Source organism: Catenibacillus scindens, from assembly GCF_014202115.1.
GTDB classification, from domain to species: domain Bacteria; phylum Bacillota; class Clostridia; order Lachnospirales; family Lachnospiraceae; genus Catenibacillus; species Catenibacillus scindens.
In genome coordinates this window covers 1-20,104 of record NZ_JACHFW010000015.1, presented here as the reverse complement: position 1 = coordinate 20,104, position 20,104 = coordinate 1, and the positions used below count along the sequence as shown (strand labels likewise).

Annotated in this window: 24 protein-coding genes and 2 pseudogenes; 24 read left to right on the top strand and 2 right to left on the bottom strand. The window is 52.8% G+C overall.

What is annotated here, in order from left to right:
- Positions 1–54 precede the first annotated feature (54 nt).
- On the bottom strand, positions 55–1,374 hold the full coding sequence (locus HNP82_RS14545; RefSeq protein WP_183775854.1) for a replication-associated recombination protein A: 1,320 nt from the start codon (positions 1,372–1,374) through the stop codon (positions 55–57).
- 305 nt (positions 1,375–1,679) lie between these two features.
- On the opposite strand from HNP82_RS14545, the gene HNP82_RS14540 reads away from it, so the two are divergent.
- From HNP82_RS14540 to HNP82_RS14455, 19 genes and pseudogenes are all read left to right on the top strand, one after another.
- The gene (locus HNP82_RS14540) at positions 1,680–2,588 is read left to right on the top strand and encodes an energy-coupling factor transporter ATPase (RefSeq protein ID WP_183775852.1); all 909 of its coding nucleotides are present in this window, start codon (positions 1,680–1,682) and stop codon (positions 2,586–2,588) included.
- Positions 2,572–3,450 carry an energy-coupling factor transporter ATPase gene (locus HNP82_RS14535; protein ID WP_183775850.1) on the top strand — a complete coding sequence of 293 codons (879 nt, stop codon included), beginning with the start codon at positions 2,572–2,574 and terminating at the stop codon, positions 3,448–3,450. The genes HNP82_RS14540 and HNP82_RS14535 overlap by 17 nt, the downstream gene beginning before the upstream one ends.
- A complete protein-coding gene (locus tag HNP82_RS14530) occupies positions 3,447–4,286 on the top strand; it encodes an energy-coupling factor transporter transmembrane component T family protein (protein ID WP_183775848.1) in 840 nt (279 codons plus the stop codon). Before HNP82_RS14535 ends, HNP82_RS14530 begins: the two co-directional genes overlap by 4 nt.
- 118 nt (positions 4,287–4,404) lie before the next feature.
- Positions 4,405–5,193 carry a tRNA pseudouridine(38-40) synthase TruA gene (truA, locus tag HNP82_RS14525; protein ID WP_183775846.1) on the top strand — a complete coding sequence of 263 codons (789 nt, stop codon included), beginning with the start codon at positions 4,405–4,407 and terminating at the stop codon, positions 5,191–5,193.
- On the top strand, positions 5,190–6,110 hold the full coding sequence (locus HNP82_RS14520) for a radical SAM protein (protein WP_183775844.1): 921 nt from the start codon (positions 5,190–5,192) through the stop codon (positions 6,108–6,110). Before truA ends, HNP82_RS14520 begins: the two co-directional genes overlap by 4 nt.
- A 332-nt stretch (positions 6,111–6,442) precedes the next feature.
- Positions 6,443–6,877: a 50S ribosomal protein L13 gene (gene rplM, locus HNP82_RS14515; RefSeq protein WP_183775842.1), complete on the top strand. Its 435-nt coding sequence runs from the start codon at positions 6,443–6,445 to the stop codon at positions 6,875–6,877.
- Positions 6,878–6,997: 120 nt separating this feature from the next.
- Positions 6,998–7,390 (top strand): 30S ribosomal protein S9, encoded by a 393-nt coding sequence (gene rpsI / locus HNP82_RS14510; RefSeq protein WP_183775840.1) that lies wholly within the window; start codon positions 6,998–7,000, stop codon positions 7,388–7,390.
- A gap of 456 nt (positions 7,391–7,846) precedes the next feature.
- Positions 7,847–8,668: a ParA family protein gene (locus tag HNP82_RS14505; RefSeq protein ID WP_183775838.1), complete on the top strand. Its 822-nt coding sequence runs from the start codon at positions 7,847–7,849 to the stop codon at positions 8,666–8,668.
- On the top strand, positions 8,625–9,560 hold the full coding sequence (locus HNP82_RS14500; protein WP_183775836.1) for a ParB/RepB/Spo0J family partition protein: 936 nt from the start codon (positions 8,625–8,627) through the stop codon (positions 9,558–9,560). The genes HNP82_RS14505 and HNP82_RS14500 overlap by 44 nt, the downstream gene beginning before the upstream one ends.
- Positions 9,561–9,574: 14 nt before the next feature.
- Positions 9,575–9,853: a DUF5720 family protein gene (locus HNP82_RS14495; RefSeq protein ID WP_007045875.1), complete on the top strand. Its 279-nt coding sequence runs from the start codon at positions 9,575–9,577 to the stop codon at positions 9,851–9,853.
- Between the two features lie 30 nt (positions 9,854–9,883).
- Positions 9,884–10,069 (top strand): hypothetical protein, encoded by a 186-nt coding sequence (locus HNP82_RS14490; RefSeq protein WP_183775834.1) that lies wholly within the window; start codon positions 9,884–9,886, stop codon positions 10,067–10,069.
- A 65-nt stretch (positions 10,070–10,134) separates the two neighbouring features.
- A pseudogene (locus HNP82_RS18475) lies at positions 10,135–10,575 on the top strand (helix-turn-helix domain-containing protein); the annotation flags it as partial.
- A pseudogene (locus tag HNP82_RS18700) lies at positions 10,573–11,454 on the top strand (SNF2-related protein); the annotation flags it as partial. The pseudogenes HNP82_RS18475 and HNP82_RS18700, both read left to right, overlap by 3 nt.
- Position 11,455: 1 nt before the next feature.
- The gene (locus HNP82_RS14480; RefSeq protein ID WP_183775832.1) at positions 11,456–12,532 is read left to right on the top strand and encodes a DUF3849 domain-containing protein; all 1,077 of its coding nucleotides are present in this window, start codon (positions 11,456–11,458) and stop codon (positions 12,530–12,532) included.
- Positions 12,529–12,873 carry a plasmid mobilization protein gene (locus HNP82_RS14475; protein ID WP_183775830.1) on the top strand — a complete coding sequence of 115 codons (345 nt, stop codon included), beginning with the start codon at positions 12,529–12,531 and terminating at the stop codon, positions 12,871–12,873. Before HNP82_RS14480 ends, HNP82_RS14475 begins: the two co-directional genes overlap by 4 nt.
- Positions 12,874–13,030: 157 nt before the next feature.
- Positions 13,031–13,339 carry a hypothetical protein gene (locus tag HNP82_RS14470; RefSeq protein ID WP_183775828.1) on the top strand — a complete coding sequence of 103 codons (309 nt, stop codon included), beginning with the start codon at positions 13,031–13,033 and terminating at the stop codon, positions 13,337–13,339.
- The gene (locus tag HNP82_RS14465; protein ID WP_183775826.1) at positions 13,336–13,626 is read left to right on the top strand and encodes a CD1845 family protein; all 291 of its coding nucleotides are present in this window, start codon (positions 13,336–13,338) and stop codon (positions 13,624–13,626) included. Before HNP82_RS14470 ends, HNP82_RS14465 begins: the two co-directional genes overlap by 4 nt.
- A gap of 102 nt (positions 13,627–13,728) precedes the next feature.
- Positions 13,729–14,322 carry a type IV toxin-antitoxin system AbiEi family antitoxin domain-containing protein gene (locus HNP82_RS14460; RefSeq protein ID WP_183775824.1) on the top strand — a complete coding sequence of 198 codons (594 nt, stop codon included), beginning with the start codon at positions 13,729–13,731 and terminating at the stop codon, positions 14,320–14,322.
- Entirely contained in the window at positions 14,319–15,158 is an 840-nt protein-coding gene (locus tag HNP82_RS14455) for a nucleotidyl transferase AbiEii/AbiGii toxin family protein (protein ID WP_183775822.1), read from the top strand. The genes HNP82_RS14460 and HNP82_RS14455 overlap by 4 nt, the downstream gene beginning before the upstream one ends.
- A 98-nt stretch (positions 15,159–15,256) precedes the next feature.
- On the opposite strand, the gene HNP82_RS14450 is transcribed toward HNP82_RS14455, so the two are convergent.
- A complete protein-coding gene (locus HNP82_RS14450) occupies positions 15,257–15,457 on the bottom strand; it encodes a helix-turn-helix transcriptional regulator (RefSeq protein ID WP_279288929.1) in 201 nt (66 codons plus the stop codon).
- 158 nt (positions 15,458–15,615) lie between these two features.
- On the opposite strand from HNP82_RS14450, the gene HNP82_RS14445 reads away from it, so the two are divergent.
- From HNP82_RS14445 to HNP82_RS14425, 5 genes are all read left to right on the top strand, one after another.
- The gene (locus HNP82_RS14445; protein WP_183775818.1) at positions 15,616–16,053 is read left to right on the top strand and encodes a hypothetical protein; all 438 of its coding nucleotides are present in this window, start codon (positions 15,616–15,618) and stop codon (positions 16,051–16,053) included.
- A gap of 31 nt (positions 16,054–16,084) precedes the next feature.
- A complete protein-coding gene (locus HNP82_RS14440; RefSeq protein WP_183775816.1) occupies positions 16,085–17,497 on the top strand; it encodes a relaxase/mobilization nuclease domain-containing protein in 1,413 nt (470 codons plus the stop codon).
- A 253-nt stretch (positions 17,498–17,750) separates the two neighbouring features.
- Positions 17,751–17,948, top strand: a complete 198-nt coding sequence (locus HNP82_RS14435; protein ID WP_183775814.1) for a MerR family transcriptional regulator — start codon at positions 17,751–17,753, stop codon at positions 17,946–17,948.
- Positions 17,941–18,840 carry a LysR family transcriptional regulator gene (locus tag HNP82_RS14430; protein WP_183775812.1) on the top strand — a complete coding sequence of 300 codons (900 nt, stop codon included), beginning with the start codon at positions 17,941–17,943 and terminating at the stop codon, positions 18,838–18,840. The genes HNP82_RS14435 and HNP82_RS14430 overlap by 8 nt, the downstream gene beginning before the upstream one ends.
- Positions 18,841–18,938: 98 nt before the next feature.
- On the top strand, positions 18,939–19,991 hold the full coding sequence (locus HNP82_RS14425; protein ID WP_183775810.1) for an alpha/beta hydrolase: 1,053 nt from the start codon (positions 18,939–18,941) through the stop codon (positions 19,989–19,991).
- Positions 19,992–20,104: the final 113 nt, after the last annotated feature.

Genomic DNA, 20,104 nt, shown 5'->3' with positions numbered 1-20,104 from the left:
GGTATGATATAAGGCCGTGAGAGAAACAGTTTTTCTCTGTTTCCCTCACGGTCTTTAATTATTTTTAAAGGCCCGGATCTGTTCCAGCTTTTTGGCCGTATTGTCCTCCTGGCCTTCATGGGTGGGACGGTAATACTGCCTGTGGGCGAGCCTGTCTGGAAGGCAGGTCATTTTTGTCAGCTTTTCTTTGGTGTCATGGGCGTATTGGTAACCTTCGCCGTAATGGAGATTTTTCATCAGCTTTGTGGGAGCGTTGTGAATGTGAAGGGGAACCGGCTCCGCCGGCATTTTCTTTATATCTTTTTTGGCCTCCTCACAGGCGACGTAAAGGGCATTGGATTTTGGGGCCATGGATAGGTAGACCACGGCCTGGGTCAGGTTGATGTCACACTCAGGCATACCGTTGAAATGGCATGCCTGATAGGCGGCCACGGCCACAGACAGGGCCTGGGGATCTGCCATCCCCACGTCCTCACTGGCAAAACGAATCAGACGCCGGGCAATGTAAAGGGGATCTTCCCCGCCGTCAAGCATGCGGCACATCCAGTATACGGCAGCGTCCGGGTCACTGTTGCGCATGGACTTGTGGAGGGCGGAGATCATATTATAATGTTCTTCGCCTGTTTTATCGTAGAGAAGGGAACGGCGGCTGGTACACTGGGCCAGGACTTCATCGGTGACTGTGATTTTTTCCGGGGAAAGTTCACCGTTTAAAACCGCCATCTCCAGCGTATTTAAGGCTGTTCTGGCATCCCCGTTGGCAAAGCGGGCGATGACCGCCATCTGATCCTGAGTAATCTCAACATTCTGGCTGGCAAAGCCCTCCGGACTTTTTATGGCGTGTTCCAGGAGCTTCATCAGATCCTTTTCTTCCAGAGCTTTTAACACAAAGACTTTGCACCGGGAGAGCAGAGCAGCGTTAATTTCAAAAGAGGGATTTTCTGTGGTTGCGCCCACAAGAATAATGCTTCCTTTTTCCACATATGGAAGAAAGGCGTCCTGTTGGGCCTTATTAAAGCGGTGGATCTCATCCACAAAAAGAAGGGTTCGCTGGCCCATATAGCGGCTGTTTTGCGCCCTTTGCATCACTTCGCGTATCTCTTTAATTCCGCTGGTCACGGCGCTGAAATCAACAAAATCCGCCTGGGTCTGGTGAGCGATGATCCGTGCCAGAGTTGTTTTTCCAACCCCTGGCGGCCCCCAGAAAATCATGGAGGAAATTTCATCCCGCTCAATAAGACGGCGCAAAATACATCCGGGTCCCACTAGATGAGTCTGCCCCACGAAATCGTCCAGAGTTTTCGGGCGCAGCCGGTCTGCCAGAGGGGCTATGGATGGGTGGTTATCATAATCAAAAATAGACATTTGTTCCATGAAATTAAGCCTCCCAAAGGTTTTTTCTTAATTTTAAGCCCCAGATCTGACGGCTGTCAAGTAAAGCCTGCAAAGCAGGCGGGATTGCGAATGCAGCGTGGAGGGGACTGTGAATAGTAACAGTCTGCGCGGTGCTTGTTACTGTTTACGGAGCGAACAGTAACGGTGATTTCCAACCTCTATTCACAGAGTGAACAGCAATGATTTACCCTGGCCAGGAACAAAAAAATGGAACTGCCCGTTGCCTGAAAAGTTGGGATAGTGTATAATTGTGCAATGAACTATGATAGAAGGACTGATATTTTGTGAATATAGTAAAAGCCGCTCATTTAATCTATGATTATATTACTCAGGATGATGAGACCGGCGAGGAGACTGTCAGCAGAGCCATCGACGACGTGGATCTGGATATTTCCGCCGGTGATTTCATCGCCATTTTAGGCCACAACGGCTCCGGGAAGTCGACTCTGGCAAAGCATATGAACGCCCTTCTGCTGCCTACAGGGGGAGCAGTGTGGATCAAAAATATGGATACCAGGGATGAGTCCCAGGTCTGGGATATCCGCCAGACCGCCGGTATGGTCTTTCAGAATCCGGACAATCAGATCATCGGAAGTATTGTGGAAGAGGACGTGGGGTTCGGTCCGGAAAATATCGGCGTGCCTACCGATGAGATCTGGCAGCGGGTCAATGAAAGCCTGGAGGCTGTAGGGATGACGGAGTACCGTCAGCATTCCCCCAATAAGCTGTCCGGTGGGCAGAAGCAGCGCGTGGCCATTGCCGGAGTGATGGCCATGCGGCCGGAATGTATTGTTCTGGACGAGCCTACTGCTATGTTGGACCCTAACGGGCGCAAAGAAGTTTTAAAAACGGTGCGGAAGCTGAACAAAGAGTCGGGAGTTACGGTGATACTGATCACCCACTATATGGATGAAGTGATCCTGGCGGATAAAGTTTTTGTTATGGACGATGGGAAGATTGTCATGGATGGAATGCCGAGGGAGATTTTTTCCCAGGTGGAGATGTTAAAGTCCCTCAGGCTGGACGTTCCCCAGGTGACAGAGCTGGCCTATGAACTAAAAAAGGCCGGTGTGCCATTGCCGGACGGCATACTGACCATTGACGAATTTGTTCAGGCTCTGGAGAATGTCAAAAGACCTGAGATCAGCAACGCACAGAAGAAAGAAGGGGATGCCCATGTCGATCCGTCTTGAAAATGTGAATTATGTATACAGCCCTGACAGTGCTTTTTGCAAGCAGGCTTTAAAGGATATAAATCTGGAAATTAAAGATGGGGAATTTATCGGTCTGATCGGCCATACCGGTTCGGGAAAGTCCACACTTATCCAGCATCTTAACGGTCTGATCCGGGCAACAAGTGGACGTATTTATTATAATGAGCAGGATATTTATGAATCTCAGTTTAATCTCCGGGGACTGAGAGCATTAGTGGGACTTGTCTTTCAGTATCCGGAACATCAGCTTTTTGAAGTGACTGTGTTTAAAGATGTATGTTTCGGCCCTAATAATCTGGGCCTTTCCAAAGATGAGTGCGAGGCCAGAGCCAGGGAGGCCCTCAGGCTTGTGGGGCTGAAGAAAAAGCACTGGCAGAAGTCACCATTTGAACTTTCCGGTGGACAGAAACGCCGGGTTGCCATCGCCGGAGTGCTGGCTATGAAGCCGGAAGTGCTGATCCTCGATGAACCGACGGCAGGGTTAGACCCTAAGGGGCGCAATGATATTTTGGAGCAGATTTCCAAACTTCACAGGGAAGAACATATGACGGTGATCTTAGTATCCCACAGTATGGAAGATGTGGCCCAATATGTGGACCGCCTGGTTGTTATGAACCGGGGAAGTGTTTTTATGGAAGGGACGCCGGCCCAGGTGTTTAAACATTATGTGGAGCTGGAGCGGATTGGGCTGGCGGCGCCTCAGGTGACTTATGTGATGCACCGTCTGGCTCAGGAGGGTTATAAAGTAGATCCGGACGCTACAACGATCAGGGAGGCTGTGTCGGAGATACTTTCAGCTCTGGGAAAGAAAAATGAGGGAAGCGAGGTGATACAGCCATGATGCGTGATATAACTATTGGCCAGTATTACCCGGCGCCGTCGGTAATCCACCGCCTGGATCCGAGAGTGAAACTGGTAGGGACTGTGGTTTTTATCATTATGATTTTTTGTATCGGCAATCTGGCCGGCTATGTGCTGGCAACTCTGTGCCTGGCCGGGCTGATTCGTTTATCTAAAGTTCCCATAAAGTTTATGCTCAAAGGTCTGAAAGCCATCTTTTTTATTTTAATATTTACAGCAGTGCTGAATCTGTTTTTGACGCCTGGAACAGCGGTATTCCAGTGGCAGTTTATCCGTATTACCCAGGAAGGTATTGTTATGGCCCTGAAAATGGCCATACGTCTGACCTATCTTATCCTCGGTTCATCCATTATGACGCTGACCACTACGCCCAACCATCTCACAGACGGCATGGAAAAAGGTCTGGGGCCTTTAAAGAAAATTCATGTGCCTGTCCATGAAATCGCCATGATCATGTCCATTGCGCTCAGGTTTATTCCTATATTAATGGAAGAGACTGATAAGATTATGAAAGCTCAGCAGGCCCGCTGTGCTGACTTTGAAAGCGGAAATATTTTTCAACGCGCCAAAAGTCTTGTGCCTGTCCTTGTTCCCCTGTTTATATCATCGTTCCGCCGGGCCAACGATCTGGCTATGGCCATGGAAGCCAGGTGTTATCACGGCGGTGAGGGGCGGACAAAGATGAAGCCTTTAAAATATTACAGCCGGGATTATGTGGCTTATATAGTGATACTGATTTACATTATTGCCATAATTTTGCTGAATATCTTTTTTGATCCGATTCAGACCATGATCTTTGCCCGCCTGGGGCTTTAAACGTTTCGGCAAGATGTCCGGCCAGTTATAGGCGGGCTTATCAGAGGTTCGTATCTGTAAGTGGTTTGGGCCAGAGATAGTGATCTGAGCCTGAAAATGAAAGGAAGAAGAAAATTTTATGAAGAACAGACAACCAACAGATGCGCCGGTTCTACGGCGCATTTTGCTGGTCATTGCCTATGACGGGAGCAACTACTGCGGATGGCAGGTTCAGCCCAACGGCGTCAGTATCCAGTCCGTCCTGCAGAGGGCCATTGAAGACCTTGTGGGAGAGCCGGTCATGCTCACTGGGGCCAGCCGTACAGATTCCGGAGTCCACGCTCTGGGGCAGGTGGCCGTCTTTGATACCCATATGTCCATTCCGGAAGATCGTTTTGCCATGGCTTTGAATCAGCGGCTGCCAAAAGATATTGTTATTCAGAAATCGGTGGAGGTGGCGCTGAATTTTCATCCCAGATATCAGAAGGTGTCCAAAACCTATGAATACAAAATACTCAATCGGAGGATTCCTCTGCCCTGTCAGCGGCTTTACAGTTATTTTGTTCCCCAGCGACTGGACCTTGAGGCAATGAGGCAGGGAGCCGCTTATATTTGCGGCACTCACGATTTTAAAAACTTTGCCTCCACAAAAACAAGTGTGAAGGATACAGTGCGCACAGTGTATGATCTCAAGCTTGAAAAAGAGGGGGATATGATCACTCTGACGATCAGAGGGGATGGATTTCTCTACAATATGGTGCGGATCATTGCGGGAGCCCTCCTTAAAGTGGGATTCAGGCAAAAATCACCAGAATATATCCGGGAAGTTCTTGAGAGCAGCCAGCGCCTGATCCCCGGACCTACAGCTCCGGCTCACGGACTGACTCTTGTAGAGATATGTTACAAAGAAGGTTTAAAAAAGCCATGAGTAAAATAACTGGGTCTGATGGCTGTGTCCTGTGTCCAAGGGGCTGTCAGGCAGACCGAAAAAATGGATTGGGATTTTGTCAGATGCCTGACCAGCCGGTGATCGCCAGGGCGGCACTCCATATGTGGGAGGAACCCTGCCTTAGCGGCAAGAATGGCTCCGGGGCCGTGTTTTTTTCCGGATGTACGCTGCGGTGTGTTTTCTGCCAGAATTATCATATTTCTACTGAGAAAAAGGGCTGGCAGGTATCTGTAGAGCGGTTGGCGGAGATTTTTCTTGATCTCCAGGCTCAGGGAGCGTGGAATATTAATCTTGTGACACCAACACATTTTGTCCCTCAGATCCTTGAAGCTCTGGACATAGCTAAAGATCAGGGGTTAAATCTTCCGGTTGTTTACAACACCAGCGGCTATGAGACAGTGGAGACGCTAAAAATGCTGGAAGGCTATGTGGATATTTACCTGCCGGATTTTAAATATGTGGACGAATCTCTGTCGGCCAGATACTCCAAAGCACCGGACTATTTTAAGAGGGCGAAGGATGCTTTGGCGGAGATGGTGCGCCAGGTACCGGAAGCTGTTTTTGACGGGGAGCGTATGGTAAAGGGGGTCATTGTCCGGCATTTGCTCCTTCCGGGCTGCCTGCTGGATTCCCGCAGAGTTGTCCGGTATTTATATGAGACGTGGAAAGATCAGATTTATATCAGTCTCATGAACCAGTATACCCCGCTGCCCACACTGGACAGCCGTTACCCGGAGCTTGGCCGTAAAGTCCGGAAGAAGTCTTATGATAAGCTGATCCGCTTTGCTCTTGATCTTGGGGTGACCAATGCTTTTATCCAGGAGGGGGAGACTGCCACAGAAAGTTTTATCCCGGATTTTGACGGGGCCGGGGTTTTTAGAGCAGGGAATCCCTGATGGTCGAACTGAAATGTTACTATTTACAGTCCCCTCCACGCTGTATTCTCAATCCTGCCTGCTTTGCAGGCTTTAACGCTGCTGCCCCAGATTATGATTGCTCATCTGGTGGAGGTTCCTGCTTCAAATCGACTGTGAATAGTAAACTAAAATGTAAAAATTTGATAAATTTTTCTTGACACACACGGGACAATACCATATAATAATTAATTGTGACGATATGTTTATGGGTACTGCGTACCAAAGCCCCGGAGGCAGTATTTCAATCATATAAGATACAATTAACACAAAGTTTATGTCAGAGAATGGATTTACCACGAGGAGGTTCAATCATGAAAAGTTATGTGGCAACCGCATCTTCAATTGAGAGAAAATGGTATGTAGTAGACGCTACCGGACATACATTAGGACGTTTAGCTTCTGAAGTTGCTAAAGTATTAAGAGGAAAAAACAAACCAACATATACACCGAGCATGGACACCGGTGATTATGTGATCGTTATAAATGCTGAGAAGATCAAAGTTACAGGTAAAAAGCTGGATCAGAAGGTTTATTACAGACATTCCGATTATGTTGGCGGTATGAAAGAAATGACCTTAAGAGAGAAAATGGCTAAAAAACCGGAAGACGTTATTTATCTTGCCGTTAAAGGAATGCTTCCAAAAGGACCTTTAGGCCGTCAGATGTTCACAAAGCTTCATGTATACGCCGGAGCAGAACACGGACATGAGGCTCAGAAACCGGAAGTCCTTGAAATCAACTATTAATTAAGAGCAGCGGTGAAACAGAACTTTTGAAAGTTTGGACATATCACCCTGTTACAACACTTAAAGGGCCAGAGAGAACGTGAAGGCCAGAAAAGTTTTAATTAGAAGGAGAGAATAACCGTGGCAGCAGTAAAATATTACGGAACCGGAAGAAGAAAGAAAAGTATTGCCAGAGTATACCTGACACCAGGTACAGGTAACATTACCATTAATAAAAGAGATATTGATAACTATTTCGGTCTTGAGACACTGAAAGTTATCGTTCGTCAGCCTCTTGAGGCTACAAGCACAACTGACAAATTTGACGTATTAGTTAATGTTCACGGCGGCGGTTTTACAGGCCAGGCCGGAGCTATCCGTCATGGTATTTCCAGAGCTTTGTTAAAAGCAGACGCTGACTACAGACCGACATTAAAGAAAGCCGGATACTTAACACGTGATCCGCGTATGAAAGAGAGAAAGAAATACGGCCTCAAAGCCGCTCGTCGTGCTCCGCAGTTCAGCAAGCGCTAAACTTTATCAAACTCGGTCAAAAAGCTCGGAAAATCGCGGTTTTCCGGGCTTTTTCCTTTGATATGGTTTGATACGGTTTGATGAAACTTGACCCATTTTCATCCAATTTATAGTGGTTACCAAGTGGATAACCGGCAAAAATCAGGCCAAAAAGAGGGCCAAGTGGTTACCAAATAGGATAACCGAAGGCCGATTTTGGGCCTTTGGAGATGTGCCCTTTCCGCGCCTTCAAAGCCTGTTTTTTATCTGATGGGTTTGGCAGAGTTTGACCAAATCTGAACAAATGAATATGATTTTATTGCGAAAGCGCTCAGTGTACCTGCTGGGCGCTTTTTGCATTTCCGGGGACTTACGTTCCGGGATCAGAAAAAGCCGTCACTCTTTTTTCAAGAAAGTAGTGGCGGCTTTTTCTATTTCCAGAACCAAACACAACAAACAGAAACGAGGTGAAATACGATGAACCCACAAATCATCGCCGTTGCCAACCAGAAGGGCGGCGTTGGCAAAACGACCACCTGCGCCAACTTAGGGATAGGGCTGGCCCAGGCCGGAAAGAAGGTGCTGTTGATGGATGCTGACCCGCAGGCCAGCCTCACCATCAGCCTGGGCAACCCCCAGCCGGACAAGTTGCCTTTCACCCTATCGGATGCGATGGGCCGCATCCTCATGGACGAGCCGCTGCGTCCCGGCGAGGGCATCCTGCACCACCCGGAGGGCGTGGACCTGATGCCCGCCGACATTCAGCTCTCCGGCATGGAGGTATCGCTGGTGAACGCCATGAGCCGCGAGACCATCCTGCGGCAGTATCTGGACACCGTGAAGGGACAGTATTCCCATATCCTGATTGACTGTCAGCCTTCCCTTGGGATGCTCACGGTCAACGCGCTGGCCGCCGCCAACAGGATCATAGTCCCTGTCCAGGCGGAGTATCTGCCAGCCAAGGGCCTGGAGCAGCTGCTGTCCACCATCAACAAGGTCAAGCGGCAGTTGAACCCCAAGCTCCAGATCGACGGCATCCTGCTGACGATGGTGGACAACCGCACCAACTTTGCCAAAGAGATCGCCGCCCTGCTGCGGGAGACCTACGGCAGCAAGATCAAGGTGTTCGGCACTGAGATACCCCACTCCGTTCGGGCCAAGGAGATCAGCGCCGAGGGCAAGAGCATCTTCGCCCACGACCCAGGCGGCAAGGTGGCGGAAGCCTACAAAAATCTGACGCGGGAGGTGATAAAACTTGAAAAGCAGCGCGAAAAAAGTAGAGCTGGCATCGGTCGATGACCTGTTTTCCACCGAGGAAAGCCGCGCCGACGCCAAGCGGGAGAAGATTCTGGAAATTCCCTTGTCCGAGCTGCACCCGTTCAAGGATCACCCCTTCAAGGTCAAGGATGACGAGGCCATGATGGAGACCGCCGACAGTATTCGGCAGTATGGCGTGTTGGTCCCGGCCATCGCCCGACCAGACCCGAACGGCGGCTATGAGCTGGTGGCCGGGCACCGGCGACACCGGGCCAGCGAACTGGCTGGCAAGGATACCATGCCGGTCATTGTTCGAGACCTGGACGACGACCAGGCCACCATCATCATGGTTGACAGCAATTTGCAGCGGGAAAGCCTGCTCCCCAGCGAGAGGGCTTTTGCTTATAAGATGAAGCTGGAGGCCATGCGCCATCAGGGTGAACGTATGGATTTAACTTCCGCCCAAGTTGGGCGGAAGTTGGCCGGTAAGGAGTCTAGAGAAATTCTGGCCGAACAGGTTGGGCAAAGCCGCAACCAGATTTCCCGTTACATCCGCCTCACCGAGTTGATTCCCGAACTGCTGGACATGGTGGATGAGAAGAAAATCGCCTTCAATCCGGCCTATGAGCTGTCCTTCCTCAAAAAAGAGGAACAGGTGGATTTGTTGGATGCGATGGACAGCGAACAGGCCACGCCGTCGCTCTCCCAGGCCCAGCGGCTGAAAAAGTACAGCCAGGAGGGCCACCTGACCCTCGACATGATGCGGGTCATCATGGGGGAGGAAAAGAAAAGCGACTTGGACAAGATCACCTTCACCAGCGACACCCTGCGCAAGTATTTTCCAAAGAGCTACACCCCCGCCCGGATGCAGGAGACCATCATCAAGCTGCTGGAACAGTGGCAGCGCAAGCGCCAGCAACAGCACGAACGCTGAGAAAGGAGCCGCCTATGAGGGATATTTCAGCCAGAGAGCTGAAAGGACATAACATTTTGGCTGTGGAGCGGTTTCAGGACAGCACCCGCTGGATGGTGGAGTTTGCGGTCCGCAAGCCCCGTACTCCCTACGGCAGCCCCGGCGACGAGGTTCGCCTGTTTCTCACCGAAGACGGCTACCGGCAGGCCCTGGATGCCCAGCGCAGCCAGCAGATCAAAATTAAGCGCCATGCCCACGTTGTCGAGGGGCACATCATCGACTTCAAGCCGAAGAAAAAGCGCCGCCACCCGTAAACCAACCACTTGCCAAGAAAGGAATGAACTATGTGTACCGTTAGAGACATTGAAGAAGCCATCCGCGAACACTGCCAATCCCAGCATGACATGGAAAGCACCGAGATCGACCGGGTGATGCAGCGCCTGCCCTTTGGCACCGCGCAGGACACCTTTACCCGGCCCCCTGTGCCGAAGCCGCCGTATTCCTGGCGAAGCCGGAAATACCGTACCTGACCGCCGCAGTCTTTTTGAAGATTGCGGCTTTTTTCATGCCATGAACACTGGAAGGAGTGAAGCAAATGGCCGTTTTTCGCATTGAACGGACCCGTGATTATACCGTGATGAGCAACCATCACCTGCGCGACAAGGCGCTGTCACTGAAATCCAAGGGACTTTTGTCCATGATGCTGTCCCTGCCGGAGGATTGGAACTACACCACCAGAGGACTTGCGAAAATCTGCAAGGAGGGTGTGGACGCCATCGGCGGGGCGCTGCGGGAGCTGGAAGCTGCCGGGTACATCGTCCGGCACCAGATGCGGGACCGGCAGGGCCGCATCAGCGACACCGAGTATGTCATCTACGAGCAGCCCCAGCCCAAAGCGCCGGATACGCCCCTGCCGGATACGGCTTCACCAGATACGGAAAACCCGTATCTGGATGGCCCAGATACGGAAAAGCCCGCAGAATTAAATATAGAGAAATCAAAGACCCAAAAACAAACAACGGATGTACCAAGTACGGTGGAAAACAAACAGAAATTCATCAGCCAGATCATGACCTCCAAATCGCCGGTGCGAAGCTGCGACGATGTGGACGAAACGGCGCTGTCCTTTGCCGAGATCAAGGCGCTGTGCGCCGGGGACCCGCGCATCAAGGAACGCATGGACCTGGATGTGGACGTGGCGCGGTTAAAGCTGATGAAGGCCGACCACCAGAGCAAACAGTACCGCCTGGAGGACCAGCTACTGAAAACCTTCCCGGAGGAGATCGAGAAAAACAAGGGGTTTATCGCCGGACTGGAAGCCGATATGGCGACCTTGGCCGCCCATCCCCACCCGGAGGACGGCTTTGCCGGGATGGAAGTCCGTGGCGACACCCTCACCGACAAGGAAAACGCTGGGGCCGCGCTGCTGGACGCCTGCAAGGAGGTCAAAGGGACCGACCCGGTGCCAGTGGGCAGTTACCGGGGCTTCGCCATGTCGGTGTCGTTTGACGCTTTCCGGCAGGAGTATATGCTCCTGCTGAAAGGCCAGATGACCCACCGGGCGACCCTCGGCACCGACCCTCGCGGAAACCTCACCCGCATCGACAATGCACTCGGTCAGATGCCCCAGCGGCTGGAGGCGGTGAAGAACCAGTTGGACAATCTCTACCAGCAACAGGCCGCCGCCAAGGCCGAAGTGGGCAAACCCTTCCCCCAGGAACAGGAGCTGCGGGACAAATCCGCCCGGCTGGCCGAGCTGGATGTACTGCTGAACATGGACGGCCGGGGCCGCCCTGCGCCGGAAGCGGTTCTTGCCAAGAGCAGCCGCCCCTCGGTGCTGGAAGGGCTGAAACGCCCGGTGCCGCCGCGCAGCCCCGAAAAGAAACCCAAACACCACGAACAGGAGGCGAGATGATATGAATACCGATAAAAATACGGCCCTCTATGAGAAGATGGCCGCCGAACAGGACAAGTTCCGGGACTGGCTGAAAAGCCAGCCCCCGGAGGAAATTCTAAAGCATACCTATGAGTACACGGTCCGGGAGGATATTTTGATGGCGATGGAGGAGCTGGACCTGCCCCAAAGCCGGGCCGCCGCGCTGCTGGCGTCGCCGTCCCCGCTGGCCGACGTCTACCAGGAGTTTTCTGACCGGGAGACTTCCTACATGGATGTGGTGCGGGACAGCATCGAGCAGCGGGCCGAGGCGGCGCTGGACACCCAGCGGGAACTGCCGCTCTACCGGCACGACGCCGCCTATGCCCGCGAACAGGGCGACCTGGATTTGTACCGGGCGTCCCGCCGCGCCAACATCGCCTGCAAGGAGGCCATCGAGGCGTCCATTTCGGAACATTACCGGGACAACCGGCTGGACAAGGACGCGGTACCCCAGGTGATCGAGCAGTTCGGCTACACCCGCACTCTCTATGTGCTGGCAAACACCGTGCAGCAGAAAGAGTGGGATGAGCGTTTCAGCCCGGCCAACAAGACGTGGGCCAAGACGGTGGACATCCCATCCAACCCGGACGGCTTTGGCGGCGAACGCAACCTGGACTTTGTGGTGGACAGCCACTCCGGCCTGGTCGATTTGTTCTTAAGCCAGGCGCGGCAGGACTATCTGCGGCTCCAGCCGCTGACGCCGGAGGAAATCCACGCCGAGGCCGCCCGGCTCTTGCAGGAGCTTCGTGCGCCGGATACGCCCAACAGCCCCCACGGCACCCACTACATGGCCCGCGTTTCGCCGGACTTTCTGGCCCGCGCAGGCACCCAGGCCCACGACCAGCTGATGGCGCTGCTGCCGTTTCGCAGTTTGGCGATCACCGGCATGAAGGACCTGCCCGGCACCTATGTCACCATCCTGGCCAGCGAGGACCGCTCCAAGGAGCTGCGCCAGCGACGCCCCTCGGTCCGCCGCCAGCTGAAACAGGAGCCGCGCCCTGCTGAAAAGCCGGAGAAAAAATCCCCCATCCATAAGAAAAAGGAGCCGGAACGGTGAGCGCCCCCAAGCGCAAGCGGGAGGTGCAGCTGAACTTCCGGGTCTCGCCGGAAGAACTGGCGCTGATCGAACAGAAGATGGCCCAGCTGGGGACAAAGAACCGGGAAGCCTATCTGCGCAAGATGGCCCTGGACGGTTATGTGGTGCGCCTGGAACTGCCGGAGCTGAAGGAGCTGGTCTCCCTGATGCGCTATTCCAGCAACAACTTAAACCAGCTGGCCCGCCGTGCGCATGAAACCGGGCGCATTTACGACGCCGACCTGGAGGATATAACCCGGCGGCAGGAGGCTTTGTGGGATGGGGTGCATCAGGTATTGACCCAGCTGGCAAAACTGTCCTGACAGGGGCATACGTCCCAGCTGTGAGGGAGGTCCGGCGTGTGCGTGCAGCTGCGCCGGGCCTCCCTCTTTTTTCTTTGCCCGTATCGTTGCAGACTCTGCTGAAAAGCGGGTAGAATAGATACAGAGATAAGGAGATACACACAAGGAGCTGAGTTGTATGTTGACAAACGAAATGGTGCTGAAAATTTTTGCTGACTATTTGGCAAAAGATCAGGCGATAGAAGCTGTACCAACCCGTCACGGCTATGCGGTCATGCTTTGGGATCATGCGGGGCAGGATTGGTCCGAGGTAACGTGTTGTCCTACGCCGGAGAAATTGTTTGATAAACTTCTGGACGCAGCTACCGGCTATCAGGAATATCTGATTTTAAGAAAAGCTGAAATGGATGATCTGGATGATAAAGGCAGGCAAAAGGTAGAACAGGTGCGTCAGGAATACCTGAAACAGAAGGAGGCGTTGAAATGAGATTTTTATTGAAACTGTTGGCCGCACCTGTTGTGCTGGCGCTGACCTTGTTCGTATGGCTCTGCATGGGAGTTCTGTACCTGTCCAGTCTCGTGCTGGGGATCGTCAGTACCATTGTGGGATTGCTGGGGCTGGCAGTCTTGGTTACATATTCCGTACAAAACGGCGTGATCCTGCTTGTAATCGCCTTCCTGGTCAACCCGCTGGGCCTTCCGATGGCCGCCGCTTGGCTGGTGGGCAAGGTGCAGGACCTTCGCTTTGCGATCCAGGATGCGGTGTATGGCTGAATCAAAAAAGCAAATTGCCGGGAGAGAATGCCCGGCAATTTTTTGACTTTACTTTTGTGCTGATTTCGCGTATAATATTAGCATGAAAGGAAGGTGAAGAACATGAGCCAATTTCAACAGCTGGACCAGCTGATGGAACGCCAGGACGGGATGCTGCGCACCGGGCAGGTTCTCGCGGCCGGGATTTCAAAGCCTGTTTTTTATCAATTCGTGCAGTCTCGTGGACTGGAACAGGCGGCGCATGGAATTTATCTTTCCAAGGACGCCTGGGTGGACGCCATGTATCTGCTGCATCTTCGCTGTCCGCAGGCGGTTTTTTCCCATGAAACGGCGCTTTTTTTCCACAATCTGACTGACCGGGAGCCGCTGGCCTATTCCATCACGGTCAAGACGGGCTACAACCCGACCCGGCTTAAAAGTGAAGGCGTCCAGGTCTTTACCATCAAGGCGGAGCTGCACGAGGTCGGCTTGACAACCGCGCAGACCCCCTTCGGTCACGATGTGCCTGTCTATGACAAGGAGAGGACGATCTGTGACGTGCTGCGCAGCCGGAGCCACATCGAGATGCAGACATTCCAGGACGCGCTGAAAGCGTATGTCCGCCGGAAAGACAAGGACCTGCGGACACTGACGCGCTACGCCAAGCTGTTCCGGGTCGAGAGGATTTTACGCCAGTATTTGGAGGTACTGCTATGATAAAGACAGCCAGACAGCTGAAAGACTTGATCCGCAACCTTTCAAAGAAAAATGCTGCGGATGCGCAGATTTTGATGCGCAACTACATGATGGAGCGTTTTCTGGAACGCATTTCCCTCTCGTCCTACCGGGACAAATTTATCCTCAAAGGCGGGATGCTGGTGGCCGCGATGGTCGGTCTGGACGCCCGCTCTACGATGGACCTGGACGCAACGGTCAAGGGGGCCAACGTCAGCGTGGAGGATGTGGAGAACATGATGGCCGAGATCATCGCTGTTCCCATCGATGACGGCGTTACCTTCCAGGTGAAAAGCATTTCCGAAATCATGGATGAAGCGGAATATCCCGGCATCCGGGTGACGATGACAACGCTCTTTGACGGGGTGCGTACCCCGCTGAAAATCGACATTTCCACCGGCGACGCCATAACCCCCAAAGAGGTGCGGTACAGCTTCAAGCTCATGCTGGAGGACCGCTCCATCGACGTTTGGGCCTATACCCTGGAGACCGTGCTGGCTGAAAAACTGGAGACTATCATCACCCGGACTACGACCAACACCCGTATGAGAGATTTTTACGACATCGCCATTCTGCAACAACTCTACGGCAACACCTTGGACCCGCACATTCTCCATGACGCGCTGCTGGCGACATCCCACAAGCGCGGCACCGAGCGCCATCTGGCCGAGGCCGCCGAGGTTTTTGATGAAGTGGAGAACAGCCCGGTCATGCAGGATTTGTGGGCGGCCTACCAAAAGAAATTTTCCTATGCGTCTGACCTTGGCTGGGATACGATCATGGCTGCGGTGCGACAGCTGTTTGCCCGTTTCAGTTAAAACCGACACTGCCATAAGCCCCCTTCCTGGAATTTGAACCGGGGAGGGGGCTTCTATAAAGGCAAAAAGAAAACCTTCGGCCAAAAATGCCGAAGGTTTTAGGGATCAAGGCTTTCTTCTTGAAACAGGGGCGAATCAAAAAAGGCATCTAAACCAATGCCAAGCCCCTGGCACATTTCATGGATGATCCGTAGCTTTACGGAATCGTAAGAGCAGTTGATGATGTTACCGATGGTGGACTTGGGGACGCCGCTTTTCATATACAGCTGATACTGCGTCATCTTCCGCTCATCCAGCAATTCTGAAAGGCGTCTGCTGACCGCTTGATTTAGCTTCAATTTCGCTCACCGTCCCTGTCCCTGTACTAAAAGTATTATAGGGGCAGGTGCGCGAAAATTAGTCCCTGTACCTGTACCAACCGGCGTATTTGCAGTATGATGGGTACAGGGGTGTTTTTATGAACGTAACCTTTTGCGGTCATGCGCAAGTCGTGCAGATCGAACAAGTGACAGAATGGCTCTACACAATAACACAGGTGCTTATCGAGCAAGGTGCGACCACATTTTATCTTGGCGGCTATGGAGCCTTTGACAATTTGGCGGCGTCTGTTTTGAGAGCGCAGAAAAAACGGTATCCGCAAATCGAGATGATCCTTGTTTTGGCTTATCTTGAGACCACAAAGGACACTTCCGGCTATGATAGCACCGTGTATCCGCCTCTGGAAACTGTGCCGCGCCGTTTTGCGATTTCCCACAGAAACCGCTGGATGGTAGAGTCCGCCGATGTGGTGGTGGCCTATGTTCTCCATGACTGGGGCGGCGCTGCCACAACGCTGCGGTATGCCAGCCGGAAAAAGAAAAAAATCATTTCATATTGTGATCGGGTGGGCAGCTGAGGCTGCCCACTTTTTGGAAGGAGGGAAAATCATGGCTACCACCCGCATCATGCCGCTGCACGTCGGCAAGGGCCGGACAGAGAGCCGTGCCATCAGCGAAATCATCGACTATGTGGCCAATCCGCAAAAAACTGACCACGGCAGGCTTATTACCGGCTATGAGTGCGACAGTCGCGTGGCCGATGCTGAGTTCATGCTGACCAAGCGCCAGTATATCGCCGCCACCGGACGGGTCCGGGGCGCAGATGATGTAATCGCCTACCATGTCCGCCAATCTTTCTGCCCTGGGGAGATCATCCCGGAGGAAGCCAACCGGCTCGGTGTAGAATTTGCCAAGCGGTTCACCAAGGGCAAACACGCCTTTATCGTTTGTACCCACATTGACAAGGCCCATGTCCATAATCATATCATTTGGAGTTCGGTCAACCTGGACTGTGACCGGAAGTTCCGCAACTTTTGGGGCAGCACCCGTGCCGTCCACCGCCTGAGCGACACCATCTGCATCGAGAACGGCTACTCCATTGTGGAGGCCCCCAAGCGGCGCGGCCAGAGCTACAACAAGTGGCTGGGCGATGCGGCAAAGCTCTCTCACAAGGAGCAGCTGCGCCAGGCCATCGACCGGGCACTGGCACAGAAACCGGGCAACCTGGAGGAACTGCTGCGCCTGCTGGAACAGGACGGTTTTACCGTTCACCGGCGCGGCAAGACCATCTCCATCAGCGCGGAGGGCTGGGGCAATAACGTCCGCTTTGACCGGCTGGGGGACGGCTACACGCTGGACGATCTACTGGCATTTCTCTCCGGCCAAAAAGAGCATACGCCCCGTAAGAAAACCGCTGTGCAGGCCGCCACGCCCAGGGTCAACCTGCTGGTGGACATCCAGGCAAAACTCCAGGCCGGGAAAGGTGCCGGGTATGCCCGCTGGGCCAAGGTGTTCAACCTCAAACAGATGGCGCAGACCCTCAACTACCTGTCCGAACACGGACTGCTGGATTATGCCGATCTGGAAGCCAAAACAGCAGAGGCGACGGTTCGTTACAACGCGCTGTCCGACCAGATCAAGGCCGCCGAGAAGCGTATGGCCGAGATCGCCGTTCTGCGCACCCACATCGTCAACTATGCCAAGACCCGCGAGACCTATGTGGCTTACCGCAAGGCCGGGTATTCAAAGAAATTCCGGCAGGAACACGAGGAAGAAATCCTGCTGCACCAGACCGCCAAGGAAGCCTTTAACGAACTGAACGTGAAGAAACTGCCCACCGTCAAGGAGCTTCAGGCCGAGTATGCCCAGCTGCTGGCAGACAAGAAAACGGCTTACGGCGAGTACCGGCAGGCCCGCACCGCCATGCGGGAGCTGCTGACGGTCAAGAACAATGTGGATCGGGTCCTGACGATGGAGCAGACCGAACCACAACAGAAAGAAAAAGACCACGGCCAGCGGTGAGCCGGTCGCGGTCAAAAGCGTTCGCACACTCTCCGCAGAGAGCGTTTCGGAGGCCAACCGCCGAAGGCGGCTCTTAGGCCGGAGATGAACGCGCAGCCACAGATTGAAAATCTGTGTTCCAAAGGGGGCTTGGGGGACTTCCCACAACAAGCGCGTGGGGCTATTTGGATAGCCACAGGCATCGCTTGCCATCTTGCTTTTGTTCGTTTTTACGTATATAATAACCTATATAGCTAAAACTAAGAGGTTTTGTATGTTTGAATACATCTCAGTAAAGGATGCAGCTTCAAAATGGAATATATCGGAAAGGCGCGTTCAAAAATTATGTGAAAGTAGCAGGATAAACGGTGTTATGCGTTTTGGACATTCCTGGATGATTCCCAAAAGCGCAGAAAAGCCTTCCGATTTGAGAAAAAAACGCAAGGAAAGGAGCGAGAACCCTCATGTATAACCCCCAATTAGAAACTTTCCTGTGCGTCGTGGAATGCGGCAGCTTCAATAAAGCTGCGGAAAAGCTATATATTTCCCCTCCGGCGGTAATTAAGCAGATCAATCTCCTGGAAGAAAGCCTGGACTTACAGTTATTTATCCGTACACACCGCGGATTACAAATCACAGAAGCGGGGAAATCTTTGGCACAGGACGCAAAATACATTATCCAGTATTGCAAGGACTCGGTAACACGGGCGAAAAACGCCATGAAACAGAGCGAGGACATCATCCGCATCGGCACTTCCCCTATGACACCGGCCCAGGTGCTGGTGGATCTGTGGCCCAAGTTGCAGGAGGATTGCCCTGGTACCAAGTTCCAGCTTGTGCCCTTTGACAACACACCCGAGAACGCCAGAGAAATCTTATGCAACCTGGGACAGAACATCGATGTGGTGGCGGGTATTTTTGATGAGACAATGCTGAACCTACGCCAGTGCGACGGGCTGGAAATTTCCAGAGAACCTATCTGTGCGGCGGTGTCCATCCATCACCGCCTGGCGACCAAAGACCGTCTGACGGTACAGGACCTCTACGGGGAGAAATTCATGCTGATGCGCCGGGATTGGAGCCACTATGTAGATCTTCTGCGGGACGATTTGTGGAAGAACCATCCGCAAATCCAGATTGTGGATTTTGACTTCTACGATGTAAACGCATTTAACCAATGCGAAAACAACAACTGTGTGCTGATGGCAGTGCCCAAGTGGCAATATGTCCACCCACTTTTGAAGATCCTCCCGGTGGATTGGAACTATACCATCCCCTATGGCCTACTCCATTCCCCATCACCATCCCCTGTGGTGAAGCAGTTCCTACGGGCGGTGCAAAAGGCGACGGAGCACGGCAAGTGATAACCCAAAGGTAAATAGTGCATAACGAATCGAGACTTCTGATGAGGTCTCGTTTTTTTTATAATGAAATCAGAAAAGAAAGAGAGGAAGGTGACACGATGAAGGCGCAGGGAATTCTGGCCATTGCAGTTTGCATTCTGCTTTGCCTGATGGGATGTGCAGCCCATGGACAGACACAGACAACCTCTTCCGGGGAATCGCCTCCTGCCGGGGGTGCCGACCTTTTGGATGAGTCGGATTCCCAGCAGGAGCTGAACAGCTTTGCGTCCACAAATCAAATGGCAGGACCATTTACAACATCTACTTCTATCCAGGATGTGATCAACAATTCGGTTTTCGCAGGATATGGACGATTGCTCTTTCCGGTAGATGATTGGTATATGAGCGGCGACACTTTGGGCAATTTGCAGCTGACCTGGTACAACAACATCGATCCGGAGGAAACCGTGGAGATCGTCAATACCCTGTGGCAGAGGGCCAACGCGGGGGAAACGGTATTCTACGACATCTATACGGAGGAAGAAAAGGCTGAAGACCCTGCAAAAGAGGATACCGGATTATTCTTTTTCCGCGGTGCCCCTGAAGCCAGATTTGCCGTGTGCAACGCGGGCGGAGGGTTTGCCTATGTGGGAGCCATGCAGGATAGCTTTCCCCATGCGTTGGAACTCTCCAAACAAGGCTACAACGCCTTCGCTTTGATTTACCGTCCTGGTGCTCAAACTGCCTGTGAGGACTTGGCGCGGGCAATCAGCTTTATTTTTGAGCACGCGGAGGAATTGCAGGTGGACACCGACTGTTATTCTCTTTGGGGCGGTTCAGCCGGAGGCCGTATGGCGGCTTGGCTGGGGTCCTATGGCCCGGCGGCCTTTGGCGGGAATGACCTGCCGCAGCCTGGAGCTGTTATCATGCAGTACACCGGCCACAGTGACTATACGGAAAACGACCCGCCCACCTTCGCCTGTGTGGGAGAAAGCGATGGCATCGCAAACTGGCGCACCATGCAGCGCCGCCTGGACGCCATGAGCGCCCTGGGTATCCCCACCGAGTTTCACCACTATCCCGGACTGCCCCACGGGTTTGGGCTGGGAACCGGCACGGTGGCGGAAGGATGGCTGAATGAAGCGATTGCCTTCTGGGAAGCACAAATGTAAACATCCTATTGACATATAATGATATTGGGGTCAAAAGCCTGTCTATAGCACCTTGAAAAGTTCATATATTTTGTAGTAAATACAAGCCGAAATGCTTCTCTTGCTGTATAATA

Excerpts from the sequence above, each read along its gene's own strand:
- HNP82_RS14505 (WP_183775838.1), top strand. The coding sequence starts at position 7,847 with ATGAACCCACAAATCATCGCCGTTGCCAACCAGAAGGGCGGCGTTGGC.
- HNP82_RS14470 (WP_183775828.1), top strand. The coding sequence starts at position 13,031 with ATGTTGACAAACGAAATGGTGCTGAAAATTTTTGCTGACTATTTGGCA.
- HNP82_RS14430 (WP_183775812.1), top strand. The coding sequence starts at position 17,941 with ATGTATAACCCCCAATTAGAAACTTTCCTGTGCGTCGTGGAATGCGGC.
- HNP82_RS14445 (WP_183775818.1), top strand. The coding sequence starts at position 15,616 with ATGAACGTAACCTTTTGCGGTCATGCGCAAGTCGTGCAGATCGAACAA.
- HNP82_RS14425 (WP_183775810.1), top strand. The coding sequence starts at position 18,939 with ATGAAGGCGCAGGGAATTCTGGCCATTGCAGTTTGCATTCTGCTTTGC.
- rplM (WP_183775842.1), top strand. The coding sequence starts at position 6,443 with ATGAAAAGTTATGTGGCAACCGCATCTTCAATTGAGAGAAAATGGTAT.
- HNP82_RS14480 (WP_183775832.1), top strand. The coding sequence starts at position 11,456 with ATGAATACCGATAAAAATACGGCCCTCTATGAGAAGATGGCCGCCGAA.
- HNP82_RS14520 (WP_183775844.1), top strand. The coding sequence starts at position 5,190 with ATGAGTAAAATAACTGGGTCTGATGGCTGTGTCCTGTGTCCAAGGGGC.
- HNP82_RS14530 (WP_183775848.1), top strand. The coding sequence starts at position 3,447 with ATGATGCGTGATATAACTATTGGCCAGTATTACCCGGCGCCGTCGGTA.
- HNP82_RS14465 (WP_183775826.1), top strand. The coding sequence starts at position 13,336 with ATGAGATTTTTATTGAAACTGTTGGCCGCACCTGTTGTGCTGGCGCTG.
- HNP82_RS14495 (WP_007045875.1), top strand. The coding sequence starts at position 9,575 with ATGAGGGATATTTCAGCCAGAGAGCTGAAAGGACATAACATTTTGGCT.
- HNP82_RS14535 (WP_183775850.1), top strand. The coding sequence starts at position 2,572 with ATGTCGATCCGTCTTGAAAATGTGAATTATGTATACAGCCCTGACAGT.
- HNP82_RS14440 (WP_183775816.1), top strand. The coding sequence starts at position 16,085 with ATGGCTACCACCCGCATCATGCCGCTGCACGTCGGCAAGGGCCGGACA.
- HNP82_RS14455 (WP_183775822.1), top strand. The coding sequence starts at position 14,319 with ATGATAAAGACAGCCAGACAGCTGAAAGACTTGATCCGCAACCTTTCA.
- HNP82_RS14490 (WP_183775834.1), top strand. The coding sequence starts at position 9,884 with ATGTGTACCGTTAGAGACATTGAAGAAGCCATCCGCGAACACTGCCAA.
- HNP82_RS14435 (WP_183775814.1), top strand. The coding sequence starts at position 17,751 with ATGTTTGAATACATCTCAGTAAAGGATGCAGCTTCAAAATGGAATATA.
- truA (WP_183775846.1), top strand. The coding sequence starts at position 4,405 with ATGAAGAACAGACAACCAACAGATGCGCCGGTTCTACGGCGCATTTTG.
- HNP82_RS14545 (WP_183775854.1), bottom strand. The coding sequence starts at position 1,374 with ATGGAACAAATGTCTATTTTTGATTATGATAACCACCCATCCATAGCC.
- HNP82_RS14460 (WP_183775824.1), top strand. The coding sequence starts at position 13,729 with ATGAGCCAATTTCAACAGCTGGACCAGCTGATGGAACGCCAGGACGGG.